At 69.1% G+C, this 16839-nt stretch carries 13 protein-coding genes and 1 pseudogene; 5 read left to right on the forward strand and 9 right to left on the reverse strand.

The window, feature by feature from the left end; genetic code table 11:
- Window positions 1–39: 39 nt before the first annotated feature.
- On the reverse strand, window positions 40–1407 hold the full coding sequence (locus ACFVIV_RS32835) for a DoxX family protein (protein WP_379203122.1): 1368 nt from the start codon (window positions 1405–1407) through the stop codon (window positions 40–42).
- A 352-nt stretch (window positions 1408–1759) separates the two neighbouring features.
- Here ACFVIV_RS32835 and ACFVIV_RS32840 point away from each other — a divergent pair, with 352 nt between their 5' ends.
- Both ACFVIV_RS32840 and ACFVIV_RS32845 read left to right on the forward strand, forming a co-directional pair.
- The gene (locus ACFVIV_RS32840) at window positions 1760–2890 is read left to right on the forward strand and encodes an MHYT domain-containing protein (protein WP_379203124.1); all 1131 of its coding nucleotides are present in this window, start codon (window positions 1760–1762) and stop codon (window positions 2888–2890) included.
- 73 nt (window positions 2891–2963) lie between these two features.
- Window positions 2964–4556 carry a Na+/H+ antiporter gene (locus ACFVIV_RS32845; RefSeq protein WP_379203126.1) on the forward strand — a complete coding sequence of 531 codons (1593 nt, stop codon included), beginning with the start codon at window positions 2964–2966 and terminating at the stop codon, window positions 4554–4556.
- On the opposite strand, the gene ACFVIV_RS32850 is transcribed toward ACFVIV_RS32845, so the two are convergent.
- The 4 genes from ACFVIV_RS32850 to eat all read right to left on the reverse strand — a co-directional run bounded on the left by ACFVIV_RS32850 (window position 4516) and on the right by eat (window position 9144).
- Entirely contained in the window at window positions 4516–5163 is a 648-nt protein-coding gene (locus tag ACFVIV_RS32850; protein WP_379203128.1) for a YdcF family protein, read from the reverse strand. The genes ACFVIV_RS32845 and ACFVIV_RS32850 overlap by 41 nt on opposite strands.
- A 25-nt stretch (window positions 5164–5188) precedes the next feature.
- Window positions 5189–6130, reverse strand: coding sequence for an ethanolamine ammonia-lyase subunit EutC (eutC, locus tag ACFVIV_RS32855; protein ID WP_379203130.1), 942 nt, complete (start codon window positions 6128–6130; stop codon window positions 5189–5191).
- A 186-nt stretch (window positions 6131–6316) separates the two neighbouring features.
- Window positions 6317–7723 carry an ethanolamine ammonia-lyase subunit EutB gene (locus ACFVIV_RS32860; RefSeq protein WP_379203132.1) on the reverse strand — a complete coding sequence of 469 codons (1407 nt, stop codon included), beginning with the start codon at window positions 7721–7723 and terminating at the stop codon, window positions 6317–6319.
- A complete protein-coding gene (gene eat / locus ACFVIV_RS32865) occupies window positions 7720–9144 on the reverse strand; it encodes an ethanolamine permease (protein ID WP_379203134.1) in 1425 nt (474 codons plus the stop codon). The genes ACFVIV_RS32860 and eat overlap by 4 nt, the downstream gene beginning before the upstream one ends.
- Window positions 9145–9392: 248 nt before the next feature.
- On the opposite strand from eat, the pseudogene ACFVIV_RS32870 reads away from it, so the two are divergent.
- A pseudogene (locus tag ACFVIV_RS32870) lies at window positions 9393–10070 on the forward strand (rhomboid-like protein); the annotation flags it as partial.
- A gap of 111 nt (window positions 10071–10181) precedes the next feature.
- Here ACFVIV_RS32870 and ACFVIV_RS32875 read toward each other — a convergent pair.
- From ACFVIV_RS32875 to ACFVIV_RS32890, 4 genes are all read right to left on the reverse strand, one after another.
- A complete protein-coding gene (locus tag ACFVIV_RS32875) occupies window positions 10182–11396 on the reverse strand; it encodes a cation:proton antiporter (RefSeq protein ID WP_379203136.1) in 1215 nt (404 codons plus the stop codon).
- Window positions 11397–11400: 4 nt separating this feature from the next.
- Window positions 11401–11883 carry a cation:proton antiporter regulatory subunit gene (locus ACFVIV_RS32880; RefSeq protein ID WP_067547783.1) on the reverse strand — a complete coding sequence of 161 codons (483 nt, stop codon included), beginning with the start codon at window positions 11881–11883 and terminating at the stop codon, window positions 11401–11403.
- 65 nt (window positions 11884–11948) lie between these two features.
- Complete coding sequence (locus ACFVIV_RS32885; RefSeq protein ID WP_379203138.1) at window positions 11949–12329, reverse strand: DUF952 domain-containing protein; 381 nt, start codon at window positions 12327–12329, stop codon at window positions 11949–11951.
- A 48-nt stretch (window positions 12330–12377) separates the two neighbouring features.
- Entirely contained in the window at window positions 12378–13703 is a 1326-nt protein-coding gene (locus ACFVIV_RS32890) for an aldehyde dehydrogenase family protein (RefSeq protein WP_379203140.1), read from the reverse strand.
- Between the two features lie 135 nt (window positions 13704–13838).
- Here ACFVIV_RS32890 and ACFVIV_RS32895 point away from each other — a divergent pair, with 135 nt between their 5' ends.
- Window positions 13839–14876: an AraC family transcriptional regulator ligand-binding domain-containing protein gene (locus tag ACFVIV_RS32895; RefSeq protein ID WP_379203142.1), complete on the forward strand. Its 1038-nt coding sequence runs from the start codon at window positions 13839–13841 to the stop codon at window positions 14874–14876.
- Window positions 14877–15038: 162 nt separating this feature from the next.
- Complete coding sequence (locus ACFVIV_RS32900; protein ID WP_379203193.1) at window positions 15039–16817, forward strand: acyl-CoA dehydrogenase; 1779 nt, start codon at window positions 15039–15041, stop codon at window positions 16815–16817.
- Window positions 16818–16839: the final 22 nt, after the last annotated feature.

The raw sequence follows: 16839 nt of genomic DNA on the forward strand, positions 1-16839 counted from the left end.
ATCGCACGAGAATCCCGGTGGTGGAGGCGAAGTCGCGGCCTACTTGAAGTAGGGCGCGGGCTGGACCCAGTTGAAGCCGCGGGAGACGACCGGATAGCGGTCGAGGTCGACCTGATCCAGTTGCATGCGGACGGGGCGGCCGGCGACCTGGCCGGTGAGGATGAGCCGATTCGGTTGCGGCTGCTGGTATCCGAACATCGCGATCGGGTACTGGTGGGCCAGGTCCTTCGAGATCGTGATGATCTGGCGGTCGGTGTCGATCCGGGCGGGGAAGGACGTCAGGGCATCGTTCATGCGCTGGACCGTGATGCCGATCGGGATGTCGAAGATGATGCGGCGGAATCGGTCGTTCGCGCCGAGCACCGAGGAGGACGGTGCCTCGGTGTAGTCCACCAACGGCGGCAACTGCTGGTCCGCCACCGTGTATTCGGTCACGTTCCAGATGCCGTAGAACGGTGATTGCGGGCGGGCGGTGCCGTGGGTGCGCCAGGCATCGTGGCATTCGAGGAACGTGGTGATCAGCAGCCAGACGCCGAAGACGACTTGGGCGACCAGCAGGATCCGGGTGCCGCGGGCGGTGGTGAGCAGGGGCTCGGGACGGCGGACCGGAAGAGCTCGACCGGTGAGCGCCTTGACGATTCGGTGAATATCAGGGGCGGCCAGGATCGTCGCGTAGGCGAGCAGCTGGAAGGAGAAGATCTTCACCGGCACGTCGAAGGTGAGGTTCAGCAGGAAGACCTGCAAGGCGACGATGACGCTGAGAATCGAACCCAGGCCGGCGGAGACCGGCAGCACCAGCAGCAGGCCGGCGACGACTTCGGCTGCGCCCAGCGCGATCTCGTACGGCTCCGACAGCGAGGTCTGCGCCCATAGCACGGCCATCGGGCTCATCTCGCCGAAGGGCTGCACCAACCGCTCCAGATTGAACGACATCTGGGAGGGCAGCAGTTTCATCATCCCGTAGAGCAACAGCGCGCTCACCAGAGTGGCGCGCAGCAGCAGCCGGAACCACGCGTAGAGCCGCGGATAGCCGCGACGGCGGCGATCGAGCACCGACCACACGAGCGTGACCACCGCCGAGACGAGCAGCAGGGTGAACAGCGAGACCCAGTGCGTCGCGGTGTCACCGCTGCCGGTCGGCGTGTAATCGACACGCACATCGAAGAACTGGCGGCCGACCCAGTCGGTGAGCGGATGCAGCGCCGTCCACCGGCCCAGCTCCGTCACCATCTCCTGCGGCACGCCGAACGAGCGCAGCAGGGCGTGCACCAGCCACACCGCGGCCATCCCGATTCCCACGCAGACGAATCCGAACCGGAACAGCACCCGCACCAGCGGATGCCACTGTTCGTCCCGGTCCGGCTCCGCGTCCGGGCGCACCGCCTCGGGGGTCAGTTGCGCAACCACGTCGATTCCTCCCACTCCCAATTCCTTTGCGGGCGGAACGTTATGAGAGCGGGCACGCCGGGCGTATCCGGCAAAACCGTTGCCCCGATCGCCGGTGCCCCGAGAACCACGGGAATCGGATCCGTTCCGCTGCAATTGCATCCGCAATGGCTATTTGTCAGATCATGAGGCGCACAACGGATTCCGGGCGTACGCTACGCACACCCGCTACCTGCTAGGACGTCCGAACAACCCATTCGGAATTTTTTCGAGGAAAAGAATCCTCTTAATTTCCTATCCGGGCGATCTGGCTGTAGGGTGCGCACGTCGCGGTGCGCGACTACGAAAACCCTGTTCTGGCAATGGAGTTCGTGTGCTGGAAATTCACCACTTCAGTTACGGGTGGCTCACACCCGTGCTGGCGTACCTCATGTCCGTCACCGGATCACTGCTCGGACTGCGTTGCACGGCGCGCGCCCGCGCGGGAGACGGCCGCAAGGGCTGGCTGATCGCCGCGGCGATCGCCATCGGCGGGACGGGCATCTGGGTGATGCATTTCATTGCCATGCTGGGGTTTTCGATCCGCGGCGCCAATATTCGATACAACATCCCGATTACGCTGCTCTCGGCGCTGATCGCCATCGGGGTGGTGTGGATCGGGCTGTCCATTGTGGCGAGCGCGCGCTGGCGGGGCTGGGAGTTGATCGCCGGCGGCGCGGTCACCGGGCTCGGCGTGGGCGCCATGCACTACTCGGGCATGTATGCCATGAAAACCGATGTGGTGGTGCACTACGACGCGGGCATCGTGGCGGTATCGCTGCTGATCGCGGTGGTGGCGGCGACCGCGGCGCTGTGGTTCACGCTGCACATCAACGGAATCTTCGCCACCATGGGCGCGGCCTTGATCATGGGCGTGGCGGTGTGCGGCATGCATTACACCGGCATGGCGTCGATGAGCGCCCACGAGGCCGATCACGCGGTGGATGTCCCGGCGGGCGCGGGCGCCATGCAGTTGCTGGCGCCGCTCATGATCAGCGTCAGCATGGTGACCATGATCCTGCTCATTCACGTCGGGCTGACCGAGGTCGACGAGGCCAGCCGGATGACCGAGGTGCAGCGCCCGGCGCAGCAACCGGAGCAGGCCGGGCACGCGGCGTGGTCGCTGCAGGCGAATTCGGCGGAGCGGCAGGCGAACCCGGGCGTGGACACGGCGGGGTGGGAAGCTCCGCGGCACGGTTTCGGTGCGGTACAGCCCGATTCCGGTCCGGCTTACGGCAGCGTCGGCGCGCGGCGGTACGTCGCCGAACAGGCCCGCCGCGCGTATGCGGCGCGACCGCACGAATCAGCTCCGGCCCCTACGGGTTTCGCCGAGCCACAGCAGCGGCCCGCGCCGGCGGCGCAGGCGCCCGGCTTCCCGCCGCTACCTCCGGGCTTTCCGCAGACCGGGCTGAGCACCCCGCGGGAGAATATCGGCGTGCCTCGGCGGCAACGCCGCAGTTCCTGAGATTTCACCCCGGTAACTGAAAACACGGACCGGTTGGTCGACTCTCGGGCATATCGGTAGCAAACTGGCTGCCGTGGAGCCCCACCAGTTGGAACTGATCTTCCTGGTCCTCTTCGCGACCATCCTGGCCCAACCGCTCGGCAAGCGGCTGGGCCAGGCGCCGGCGGTGCTCATGACCGCCTTCGGCGTGGTCCTCGCGCTGCTGCCGCAGGTGCCCGAGATCCAGATCGATCCGCACGTGATCCTCCCGCTGGTCCTGCCGCCCCTGCTCTATGCGGCGGCCAGGCGCACCTCCTGGCGGCAGTTCGCGGACAACTGGGGAGCCATCAGCCTGCGGGCGGTGGTGCTGGTCGTGGTGACCACCGTGGCCGTGGCCTGGGCCTTCCACCTCTGGTACCCGACCGTTCCGATCGGCGCGGCGCTCGCGCTGGGCGCACTGGTGGCCCCACCCGATCCGGTGGCGGTGTCGGCCTTGGCGGGCAGGCTCGGGCTGCCCCGCCGCCTGGTGTCGGTGCTGGAGGGTGAGGGCCTGTTCAACGATGTGACCGCCATCGTGCTGTACTCGGTCGCCGTCGAGGCCGTGGTCACCGGCAAGTTCTCCAGCTGGCAGGCGGTCCGCGACTTCGCGCTGTCCGCGGTGGTGGGCGTGGTGGTCGGCCTGGTCGCCGGCTGGATCGGCAGCAAACTCATGCAGCAGCTCGACGAGGCCCCGTGGAAGGTGGCGCTGGGCCTGCTGCTCCCGTTCGCCGCGTACGGCGTCTCGGAGTCCCGCGACGGGTCGGCCGTGCTCGCCGTGCTGGTGTGTGCGATGTATCTCACCGAGGCGGCAACCGATTTCGGCGACAGCGACTATCGCGTGGTCGGTGATTCCTTCTGGGAGATCACCGAGATGCTGGTCACCGGTTTCGCTTTCGGCCTCATCGGCCTGGAGCTCAGTACCGTGCTGCGCGATGCGGGCCCGGACTGGCCGCGCTATCTCGGCGGCGCGGCCGTGGTGATCGCCGTCGTCGTCGGCCTGCGCCTGATCTGGCTGCTCGGCACCACCACCGTCTTCCAAGCCTGGTGGCGCCGCCGCGACAAGGACGAGCCCTACACCTGGCGCGAAACCATCGTCACCTGGTGGGCCGGCATGCGCGGTGTCGCGACAGTCGCTCTGGCCCTGGCCATCCCGTTCACCACCGATACCGGCGAGCCCTTCCCCGGCCGCACCGAAATCCTCTTCACCGCCTTCGCCGTGGTCCTGTTCACCCTCCTCCTGCAAGGCCCCACGCTGCCCGCCGTGGTCCGCGCCACCGGCGTGCACGCCGACACCGAACTGGAACGCGAAATCGAACGCAACCTCTGGACCCGGGTCCTCAATGCCGAACTCACCCGCCTCAAGCAGGTCTCGTCCTCCGAACAGCTCCCCGACGAGGTCTACGAACGCCTCCGCGACAACTTCGAACGCCGCCTGGCCCGGGTGGACCCCGAAGCCGCCGACAAGAACGCCAAGGAAAACACCGACCGCGCCCTGGCTTTCACCAAGCAGATGCGCGCCATCACCAACGACGTCCTGGAAGCAGGCCGCGCCGAAGCCCTCGCCGCCCGCCGCGAACCCGGCATCCCACCCGACGTGGTCGACCGCGTCATGCGCCGCCTCGACCTCCGCCGAAACCCGCCGATCTGAGCAGGGGGCGCACCGCTGTGGCGACAGCGGTGGCGAGCACGGCGGCGAACTCGCGCAGGAAGGCCTTCTGGACGACGCAGCAGGCGGTGCGGGCGCCGGTGACCTGAGCGGGCAGTCCGAGCCGGCGGGCGAGGACGGTGGTGCGGAAGACGTGGAAGTCACTGGTTACCACCGTCATTCGGGTGGCGTGCGGGTCGAGGCCGCGGGCGCGGAGTTCGCGCCGGGTGCAGCGCAGGTTCTCTTCGGTATTGCGGGAGCGGTTTTCGCGGATGAGGGCAGCGGGCGGGATGCCGACGGCCTCGAGGTAGTCGGCCATGACATCGGCTTCGGCCGCGCTTTCCCCGGGACCCTGACCGCCCGAGGTGACGAGAAGTGGTGTGCCGCCGCGTTCCCGCTCGAATCGGTACACCTCGGCGGCCCGGTCCAGGCGGGACGCCAGCAACCGGCCGGGCGCGCCATCCCGCAATCGGCATCCGAGTACGACGATGACGTCCGCGCCCGGACGCTGCGGCCGCCGGGCGCACACCAGCACATGCGCCGTGAACGCGATGAGCGCCACCAGCACCAGCAGGGACGGCACACGCAGGGCAACCAGCAGCGGACGCATGGCCCGACCCTAACCGCCCCCGTGCCTACGCCGAATCAGCGACCTCGAGTAGCAGCGCGGGGTCGGCCGTCAGCGCGGGGACGGCAGAGGTGTCCTTGAGGTCCACGCCCGACCGCCCCAGGCGGCGCGCGCCGTCGATCAGGCCCGCCGCGACCTGGGCGGCGCGCGCGTAGCCCAGGCCCTCGGGCGGGTGGATGTTGGAGATGCAGTTGCGCTCGGAGTCGGCGCGGCCCGGGCGCGGCAGGTGTGTGAGGTAGATGCCGAGGCTGTCGGCGACCGAGAGGCCCGGACGTTCACCGATGAGGACGAGCAGGGTGGTGACGCCCATGGTTTCGCCAATGTGGTCGCCGAGGGCAACACGGGCCTGCGTGGCGATGACGGGCGGGGCGAAGGAGTAGCGATCACCCAGGGCCTCGATCAGGGCGGCCAGCATGGGCGCCCCGTGGTCGGTGAGGGCGCGCGGAGACAGGCCGTCGGCGAGCACAACCCCGATATCGGCACCTGTGCGCGGGAGTCCGGCAAGGAACGGGGCGCTCGCGTCCTCCGTGACGCCCGCCCGCCCCGGACCGCCTCGTCCTGCGGTCGGCTCGGCACCGGCGGGCAGGCGTCCCAGGTCCGGGCGTCGCAGGTACTCGGAGCGGTCCGAGGCACGGCTGCGGACGTGGGCGGGATCGCCCAGGCCGAGGGCCGATATCCGGGCGGCGAGGGCGGCCACGTCGAGTGGCTTGTGCACCGCGTCGCGGGCGGCGGCGTGGGCGGCGCGGAATTCGAGGACCTCGGTGGTGGGGAGGGCGTCGCCGGTGCGGCCGAGGCCGATGCGGGCCTGGGTGGTGCGGCGCAGTTCGGCCCAGAAGTCCTGGGCGGCATCGGGTGTCGCATTTCCGGCGGCATCGGGTGCCGGCCCGGCGGGATGGATGGCGCGACCCGCGAGAACGGCGGCCGGGCGGGACGATTCGTGCGCGCTCATTGGTCTTCCTCCGGGGTCCGTGCCGCTGTGTCGGGGCGGCCCGCCGAGGGCGTTCGGCAGCTGCCGTCGAATCGGCGCACCGCACGCAGTGCCCGCGCGGCGGCCCGATCATTCTGGGGGCCGGTGTTTTTCCCGGTCCCGGGGCGGACGCCGGGCACGGCGGAACAGGTGGACAGCTCGTTCATGTCAGCTCGCCAGCGCCCGGAGTGGGGAGGACAGGGGCTCGACGGGCAGGACGCGGCCGTCGGCGCTCATCATGCCGAGGCGGTCGAGCCAGGCGGCGAATTCCGGAGCGGGGCGGAGTCCCAGGACCTTTCGGACGTAGAGGGCGTCGTGGTAGGCGAGGGATTGGTAGCCGAGCATGACATCGTCGGCGCCGGGGACGGCGATGACGAAGGCGCAGCCCGCCGCGCCCAGCAGGGTCAGGAGGGTGTCCATGTCGTCTTGGTCGGCTTCGGCGTGGTTGGTGTAGCAGACGTCCACGCCCATGGGGAGGCCCAGGAGTTTGCCGCAGAAGTGGTCTTCGAGGCCGGCTCGGATGATTTGCTTTCCGTCGTAGAGGTATTCGGGGCCGATGAAGCCGACCACCGTGTTGACCAGGAGCGGGTCCAGGTCGCGGGCCACGGCGTAGGCGCGGGTCTCCAAGGTCTGCTGGTCGACCGGTTTGCGGCCGGCGCCCAGGTGCGCGCCTGCCGAAAGCGCCGAGCCCTGGCCGGTTTCGAGGTACATGACATTGTCGCCGACGGTGCCGCGGCCGAGGGACTTGCCGGCTTCGTTGGCTTCGCGCAGCAGCGAGATGTTCACGCCGAAACCGGAATTCGCGCCTTCGGTGCCCGCGATGGACTGGAAGACCAGGTCCACCGGCGCGCCCGCTTCGATCAAGCCCAGGGTCGTTGTCACATGGGAGAGGACGCAGGACTGGGTGGGGATGTCGAAGCGCTGCCGCACCTCGTCGAGCAGGTACAGCAGATCGGCGGTGGCCTGCGGTGAATCGGTGGCGGGGTTGATGCCGATCACCGCGTCGCCGCAGCCGAGCAGCAGCCCGTCCAGGACCGCGGCGGCGATGCCGCGCGGATCGTCGGTCGGGTGATTGGGCTGCAGGCGGGTGGCGAGGGTGCCGGGCAGGCCCACGGTGGTGCGGAAACCCGCCGTCACCTCGGTGGCCTTGGCGACGGCGATCAGGTCCTGATTGCGCATGAGCTTGGACACCGCGGCCACCATCTCGGGGGTGACGCCCCGCGAGACCGCGGCCAGGGTGACCGCGGCGTGCTCGGTGGCGGCGACCCCGAGCAGCCAGTCCCGCAGCCCGCCCACGGTCAGATGCGAAATCGCTTGGAAGGCAGTGCGATCGTGGGTGTCGATGATCAACCGCGTCACTTCGTCGGTCTCGTACGGCACCACCGGATCGTTCAGGAAGGCGGTCAGCGGCACCTCCGCCAGCGCCCACTGCGCCGCCGCCCGTTCGGCGTCGGAATGCGCCGCGCACCCGGCGAGTTCGTCCCCGCTGCGCAGCGGGGTGGCCTTGGCCAGCAGCTCCACCAAGCCGTCGAAGGTGTAGGTGGTCCCGCCGATGCGCTGGTGGTAGACGGTCATTCCAGCTCCTGTTCGGCCCGGGCCAGCACCGCGAATTCCTCGTCGGGCGAGTTGGCGACCAGGCGGTGCCGGCTGTACAGCCCGAAATAGAGCATGAAGGCGCAGAACGCCGCGAGTGTCCAGGCCGCCGCGACCGGATCGACGAGGAAGGTCGCGACCACCGCGACACACGCCACGACCAAAGCGAATCCGGTGGTGGCGATGCCGCCGGGGGTGCGGTACGGCCGCTTCATGCCGGGTTCGCGCACGCGAAGCACGATGTGGCTCACCATCATCAGCACATAGCTGACGGCCGCGCCGAACACGGCCATGTTCAGCAGCATCGCACCCTCGCCGGTCAGCGACAGCCCGAAACCGATGATGCCGGGCACGATCAGCGCCAGCACGGGCGCCTTGCGCGAGTTGGTCACCGACAGGCTGGTCGGCAGATACCCGGCGCGGGACAGCGCGAAGGTCTGCCGCGAGTAGGCGTAGACGATGGAGAAGAAGCTGGCCACCAGCCCGGCCAGGCCGATGTAGTTGACCACGGTGGCCGCCCCGCCGGAGCCGAGCGCCTCCACCAGCGGATTGCCGGACTGCGAAAGCTTGTCCGCGCCAAGGGCTCCGGTGGACAGCACCAGTACCGCGCCGCCGGTCACCAGTAGCACCAGCATGGCCGCGATGATCCCCTTGGGCACGTTCTTCTCCGGCTCGCGCGCCTCCTCGGCCGCCAGCGGCACGCCTTCCACCGCCAGGAAGAACCAGATGGCGAACGGCACCGCCGCCCAGATCCCGAACGCGCCGAACGGCAGGAACGACGAGCTGCCAACGGCATTCGGATCGGCCGGGATATCGGTCAGGTTGGCGAGATCGAACTTGCCCCACGAGGCGATGACGAAAACCACGAGCCCGGCCAGCGCGACCACGGTGATCGCGCACATAACCTTCAGCGCCTCACCGGCCCCGGCCAGGTGAATGCCGATGAAGATCGCATACACCGCGAGATACACCCACCAGCCGTCGGTGATCCCGAAAAGATGCAGCGACTCCACATAGGCCCCGATGAAGGTGGCGATGGCGGCCGGCGCGATGGCGTATTCGATGAGAACCGCCGCGCCCGTGGCGAATCCGCCCCACGGACCGAGCGCCCGCCGCGCGAAGGTGTAGCCGCCACCGGCCGCGGGCAGGGCCGCCGACAGTTCCGCCATGCCGAGCACCATGGCCAGGTACATGCCCGCGATGAGCACGGTCGCGATGAGCAGGCCGCCGAAACCGCCTTGTGCCAGACCGAAATTCCAGCCCGAATAGTCGCCGGAGATCACATAGCTGACGCCGAGCCCGGCCAGCAGCACCCAGCCCGCCGAACCCTGGCGCAGGGTTCGCTTGGCGAGATAGTCGTCGGCGGGTTCGGCGGACGACGCCGTTCGGGTCGCAGTCGTCATAGAGAGACTCGCACTCCTCACACAGGAACTGAGCAATCGCCCAGAAAGGGATTACCCGTCAGATCCTCCGGACTCATGTTGCTGGCTTGTAACCACCGCTTTCCCGTGTCATTACCGCGCGTAACGAATTGCGCCCAACCTCGCACTCGAGCCCGTTTGACCTCGGGATACGATGGGCCCGACGCCCCGAGCGGACGTCGGTTCACGCAGCGAACCCCGGTAGCGCACGGCAGAACGGACCCCGTCACATGGCCTTGGACGCGTATCAGCCGGCCTGGCTGCGCACCGTCGACATCCACGACGAAGTGCGCGCCATCAGCGCCTGGTGGCAGCGCCCGCACCGGCTGCGCCGCGCCCTCGGGGCCTATCACGACCTGCTGGCGGTGACTCCCGCCTCGATCGCCTACGCGTTCACCCTGTTCGTCACCTGGTGGACGCTGCGCGGGGCCAGCGATATGGTCGGCCGCCGGCTGATCCTGTCCGCCTCCACCAATCTGCGCAACCTGCATCGGGATCCGATCCAAGTGCTCGTCGCCTCCGCGTTCTGGACCGACGGCGGCTTCCCGTGGGGCGAGATCATCATCATGCTCACGCTCATGGCGCTGGCCGAACGCTGGCTCGGTTCCCTGCGCTGGATTCTGGTGGTGGCCACCGGGCATATCGGAGCCACCCTCCTCGTGGCCTACGGCCTCACGCAGCGACTCGAGGACGGTCTGATCCCGCTGCGCGTGACCGTGGCGACGGATGTCGGCCCCAGCTACGGAATCTCGGCCATGCTGGGCGCGCTGACCTTCCGGCTGCGCGGCCCCGCCCGCTGGATCTGGGCTGTGGGACTGGTGATCTGGTGGGGAGCCGCGCTGTGGCACGGCCGCACGTTCACCGACTACGGCCACTTCTTCGCGCTGCTGATCGGCCTGACCGTCGGCGCCATCGCGGTCGGGCTCTCGCACCGATTCGTGAAGGTCATGGCGCGCAAGGCATCCGGGGCCAAGGGCAAGAACTCCGGGGGCAAGACGGCCGCGCGCGCCGGCGGAGGCTCAGAGTCCGACCGGTTCCCCGCCGGGAGCGCGCCCGACCGGGTCGGCGCGGGGCCCGATGCGCTGGAAGAACCGGACGGCAGGCTCGACCAGCCGCGCGGCGATCGGCCCCAGCACGGCCATCAATAGCACATAGGCCGAGGCCAGCGCCGCCAGCCGGCTGTCCACCCCGCCCATCGAAACCGCCAGTCCGGCAATGACAATGGAGAACTCACCGCGCGCCACCAGCGCCGCGCCCGCACGCGCGCGACCCATCCGCCGAATGCCCTGCCGTTTGGCCGCCCACCAACCGGTGCCGAGCTTGGTGAGCGCGGTGATCACCGCCAGCGCCACCGCCCAGCCCAGCACGGGCGGGATGGCCGTGGGATCGGTATTGAGCCCGAAGGCCACGAAGAATATGGCCGCGAACAGATCTCGCAGCGGTTCCAGGAGTTTCGCCGCCTCGTGCGCCGTCGATCCGGAGATGGCGATGCCCAGCAGGAATGCGCCCACCGCCGCGGACACATTGAGCGCCGAGGCGATTCCGGCCACCAGCAGCGCCGCCCCGAGCAGTTTCAGCAGGAAGACCTCATTGTCGTTGCTGTCCACCACCGACGACACATAGCGGCCGTAGCGCAGCGCCACCACCAGCACCACGGTGATGGCCAGCAGCGCGATGGCGAGCGATTTCGCCCCGGCGGCGAAGCTCAGCCCGGCCAGCATCATGGTGAGAATGGGCAGGTACACCGCCATGGCCAGATCCTCGAACACCAGGATGGACAGGATCACCGGGGTTTCGCGGTTACCCAGCCGCCCCAGGTCGTTGAGCACCTTGGCCACGATCCCGGACGAGGAGATGTAGGTGACGCCGCCCATGGTGACCGCGCCGACCGCGCCCCAGCCGAGCAGCAGCGCCACCACCGCGCCCGGGGTGGCATTGGCGACGATGTCGACCAGGCCCGCCACCCAGGAGCGGCGTAATCCGGTCACCAATTCGGCTGCGGTGTACTCCAATCCGAGCAGCAACAGCAGCAGCACCACGCCGATCTCACCGGCCAGATGACCGAATTCGGCGGCGGCCTGCATTTCGACGATGCCGCCCTTGCCGAAGGCGAGACCGCCCAGCAGATACAGCGGGATGGGCGACATGCCGAAGCGGGCGGCGATCCGGCCCAGCATGCCGAGCGCGAACAAGATCGCGCCGAGCTCGACGAGGGCTAGACCGGTTGGATCCACAGTCTCAGCCGTCGGCCAGGATGCGGGCGGCCGCGTCCAGCCCGTGCGGGGTGCCGACGACCACCAGCAGATCGCCGGAGTCGAGCACGAAGTCCGGTCCGGGCGAGGGATGCAGCTGCCCGGCGCGCATGATGGCGACAATGGACGCCTTGGTGCGGGTGCGCATCCCGGTCTCGCCGAGCATGCGGCCCTGATACGGCGAATTGCTGCCGATGGGTAGCTGCCGGGTGGTGATCCCGGGTAGGTCCCGGTGATCCTCCTTGAGGCTCTCCACCAATTGCGGCGCGCCGAGCAGATTGGCCATGACGGCGGCCTCGTCGGTGGTGAGCGGCACTTGCGCCAGGCAGGCGTCCGGGTCGTCGAGCTGGGAGACGATGAGGTCGATCCCGCCGTCCCGGTGCGCCACCACCCCTATCCGGCGGCCCGCCCGGACCTCGAAATCCTTGCGCACTCCGATACCGGGCAGGGCTGTCACATCGACGTTCACCGGTCCAGATTAGGACAGACCGCGCAGTTTGCGGTGGAACGGGGCAACCCGGGGCCGGGTATCGGTCACTCGGCGGTGAGCGGTGCGAAGTGCCCGTCCGCGGCGGGCAGGTAGTCGGTCACCTCGGTCACTGCGGTGAGCGGCAGCGGGCCGTAGAGGTGCGGGAATCGCATGGACTCGGGATCGGACGGCACGCCCGGCTCCCAGCGCAGCGGGGCGTCGAGGGCGTGCGGATCCAGCCACAGCAGGACCAGGTCCTGCCGCCCGGCGAACAACCGGTTGGCGGGAAAGTGCGCTTGATGCGGCGCGGACAGGTGGATGAAGCCGACTTCCGCCAGCGACGGCGCGAGGTACTCCCCCACCGTCTGCGCGGCCGCCCAGTCGTCGCGAGTGCAGATGTGTACCAAGGTGTCCGGTGCTGCGTCGTCCGGCGTGGTGTCCGACATGATCCCCATCCGCTCCGCGTTCTCGTCCGAAGCCGCAGTCTATCGGCCTCAGAAGGGCGCGGGGCGCGCGATGTGCACCGAGACGTCGTTGACGCCCACCCGTGCGGGCGCGAACCGGCCGACCGCGCGCGCCCCGACCGCCGCATCGGTGGTCCACACGCTCACGCAGGGCGCGGCGGGCGGGCGCAGGGCGAGTTCGAAGGCCTCGCCGGCATCGGCGACCCGCACCACGGGCAGCACCGGGCCGAGGGTCTGGCGGGTCAGCACCGACATGGCGGGATCGACATCGGCGAGCACGGTGGGTTCGAAGACGTGCCCGGAGCCGGTGCCGCCGCAGCACAGCCGCGCGCCCTTGAGCAGGGCGTCGCGCACCTGGTCGCGGACGATGCCGACCTGGGCCGCCGAGGTCATCACCCCGGCGCCCGCCTCCTCGCCGTCCAGGGGTTCGAAGGCGGCGGCCTCGTTCACCAATTTGCCGACAAATACGTCATAGACGGCAGACTCGACATAGATCCGCTCTACGCAATTGCAGCTTTGCCCACTGTTCGCCAGCCCGCCCAGGGCAATACAGGCCGCGGCCTGATCCAGGTCCGCGTCGGCCAGCACCACGGCCGCGGACTTGCCGCCGATATCGAGGCAGCACGGGATGAGCCGCCCGGCCGCGCGCAGCGCCACCACCTTGCCGGTGTCCGCGCTGCCGGTGAAGCGCACATAGTCGACGCTGTCGAGCACCGCCGGTCCGGCCTCGTGCCCGGCGACCGTCTCGAAAACCGCTGGGGCGCCGATACTCGCCCAGCCCGCGGTCACCGCGCGCATGGTCAGCGGCGTCTCCGAGGACGGCTTCACCACCACCGCGGCCCCGGCCGCCAGCGCCGGCACGGCGTCGAATATCGCCAGCGCCAAGGGATACGTCCACGGCCCGACCACCCCCACCACCGAGCACAAGTGGTTCGCGAGGACCAATTGCATGGAGGCGGTCGGGCGCACGGCCACCTGCGGGTGGTGGCCGCCGAGGAAATCCGCGCCGTGGGCGCGGTAGTGATCGAGAGCCTCGAGCGCGAGCGCGAACTCCGCCTCGGACTCCGATTCGGACTTGCCGGTCTCCAGGCCCAGCAGCGCGACGAGCTCATCGCGACTGTCCAGCAACCAGTTTCGGAACAAGGTCAGCCAATGGATCCGACCGACCACCCCGAGCGAGCGCCAGAGCGCGCCATTGTCCCGTAACCGATCCACGGTCGTGCGCACCTGATCCGGATCATCGGTGGGGATGGCGTCGATCACCCGGCCGTCGACGGGCGCGATCACGGTGAGCATCGGCGGACGGACCTTTCCGGAATCCGGCACCTGCATCTGGGTCGAGAGCGCTGTGCGCATGAATCTCACCGTATGGCTGGGCTTTTCGAGCGACCAGCTTGCAATCGGCCAGGAACCGACGAATATGGGCCGCAGCCAGGCAACTTACCGGCCGGTAACGCCTCGGGGACGCCCAAAGTTTGCGAGACTGCCTGAGTGACGGAAGAGTTGGGGCAACTGCGTTCCATCACCAGCACCGCCCTGCTGGCCGATTTCGCCTTGGGTCGCGGGCTCACCCTGCGCTCGGTCCTGGAGGGGACCGGGATCCGCGAAGTGGATCTGCGCGACCCGTCGTTCGAAATCACCACGGGCCAGGAATTCTCGGTCATGCGCAATGTGGTCGCCGGCATCGACGACGAGCCCGGGCTGGGCCTGCTGGCCGGGCTGCTGTGCCATCCGCCGTCCATGGGCGTGCTCGGCTTCGCGCTCATGAGCAGCTCCACCCTGCGCCACGCCATGGATATCGCGCTGCGCTACGCCGACCTGTCCTTCAGCGCCGCCCGCCACCGCCTCGAGGACCACGGCAGCCACGTGTGGGTGGTGCGCGACGACTCGCCCCTGCCCGAGGACATCCGCCGCTTCACCCTGGAGCGCGACCTCGCCGCCATCGCCACCATCCAGCAGGATCTGCTGCCCATGCGGATCCCCGCCGTGCGGGTGGAGCTGTACGTGGACCCGCATCCGATCTACGAGATGTTCGGGGCGGTCTTCGGCGTGGAGGACGTGGCCTTCTCCATGCCGCAGTCGCGCATCAGCTTCCAGGCCAGCACCCTGGAAACGCCACTACCCCAGGCGAATCTGTCCACCGCGCGGTTCTACGAGCAGCAGTGCGCCGACCTCATGGAGAGCCGCCGCAGCCGCAGCGGGCTGAGCGGGCGGGTGCGTCAGCTGCTCATCCGGCACGGCGGCTCCGCGGACCAGTCCCGCATTGCCGCCGACCTGGATGTCAGCGTGCGCACCCTGCGCCGCCGCCTCGCCGAGGAGGGCACCACCTTCCGGGAGCTGAGCACCGAGACCGTCGGCATGCTCGCCGAGGAGCTGCTGATCGCGGGGCTGACCGTGGAGCAGGCCGCCGAACGCCTCGGCTACTCCAGCGTGTCCGCCTTCGCCTCCGCCTTCCGCTCCTGGAAAGGACAGTCCCCCGGACATTTCGGACGTTTGCACCGCGGCCGGGCCAGCGTCCGCGCGCACTGACCGTCGCGGCCGCATATTCGGCGCGCGGCAAGGTGCCGTCACCGCTCGGGAACGTGTGCCAGCCGTCGATCCGACCCGCCTTCGGCGCAGCTGATCTGGTAGACCGGCTGACAGACCAGCCCTACCCGACCGTGCGAGGACCCAGTGAACCCATCCGTGATCATGTCCGCCCGTGATATCGAGTTCCTGCTCTACGACTGGCTCGACGTGACCGCGCTGACGGAGCGGGAACGCTTCGCCGACCACTCCCGCGACACCTTCGACCAGGTGCTGCGGCTGTGCCAAGACCTCGCCACCACCTATTTCGCGCCGCACAATCGCGAGAACGACCTGTCCGAGCCCACCTTCGACGGTGAGCGCGTGCACATCATCCCCGCGGTGAGCAAGGCCCTGCGCGCCTTCACCGATGCCGGATTGGTCGGCGCGGCAATGGATTACGAGATCGGCGGCATGCAGCTGCCGCACGTCGTGCACTCCGCGTGCATGACGTGGTTCCACGCCGCCAATGTCGGCACCACGTCGTATCTGCTGCTCACCGCCGCCAATGCCAATCTGCTGGCCGCCCACGGCAGCCCGGAGCAGATCGACACCTTCGTGCGACCCATGCTGGAGGGCCGCAACTTCGGCACCATGGCCCTGTCGGAACCGCACGCCGGATCCAGCCTCGCCGACATCACCACCCGCGCCGTCCCCCAGGACGACGGCACCTACCGGCTCTTCGGCCGCAAGATGTGGATTTCCGGTGGCGATCACGAGCTTTCGGAGAACATCGTCCACCTGGTGCTGGCCCGCATCCCCGGCGCACCCGAGGGCACCCGCGGCATCTCCCTGTTCATCGTGCCCAAATACCTGCCGGGCGAAGCGGGTTCGACCGGCGAGCGCAACGACATCGTGCTGGCGGGCATCAACCACAAGATGGGCTGGCGCGGAACCGTCAATACCGCACCGGTCTTCGGCGACGGCAACTTCACCCCCGGCGGCAAACCCGGGGCCATCGGCTACTTGGTCGGCGAGCCGAATCACGGTCTGGCGCAAATGTTCACCATGATGAACGAGGCCCGCATCGGCGTCGGCCTCACCGCCACCGCGCTCGGCTACACCGGCTACCTGAAAGCGCTCGACTACGCCCGCAACCGCCCCCAGGGCCGCCCGATCGGCGCCCGCGGCGGCGCCCAGGTCCCCATTGTCGACCACCCCGACGTGCGGCGCATGCTGCTCGCCCAGAAGTCGTATGCCGAAGGCGCACTGGCCCTTCAGCTCTACTGCGGCAAACTCGTCGACGACCAGCGCACCGCCCCCGCCCCCGCCGATCGCACCCGCGCCGCCACCCTCCTGCGCATCCTCACCCCCATCGCCAAGAGCTGGCCGAGCCAGTGGTGCCTGACCGCCAACGACCTGGCCATCCAGGTCCACGGCGGCGCCGGCTACACCCGCGACTACGACGTGGAACAGCACTACCGCGACAACCGCCTCAACCCCATCCACGAGGGCACCCACGGCGTCCAGAGCCTCGACCTGCTGGGCCGCCAGGTCACCCTCGACAACGGCGCGGCCCTGACCACTCTGCTGGAGACGATGGCCGCCACCGTGAGCACCGCCCGCGCCGCCGCCGACCCCGAGCTCACCGCCTTCGCCGCCGCCTTGGACTCCGCCACCACCCGCCTGGCCACCACCACCGCGGCCCTGTGGCGCGACGCCGACCCCGTCACCGCCCTCGCGAATTCAGCCGCCTACCTGGAAGCCTTCGGCCACGTGGTCCTCTCCTGGATCTGGCTCGAACAAGCCCTCGCCGCCACCCCCCGAACCGACGACTTCGCCCTCGGCAAGCGCGCCGCCGCCCGCTACTTCTTCCACTGGGAATTGCCGCGCACCTCCACACTGTTCGATCTCCTGGATTCCCGCGATCGAACCACCCTCGACCTGGACCCATCGTGGCTGTGAGCTTGCTGTCTCGTACTCATAG

Source organism: Nocardia sp. NPDC127526, from assembly GCF_042672265.1.
Lineage (GTDB): Bacteria > Actinomycetota > Actinomycetes > Mycobacteriales > Mycobacteriaceae > Nocardia.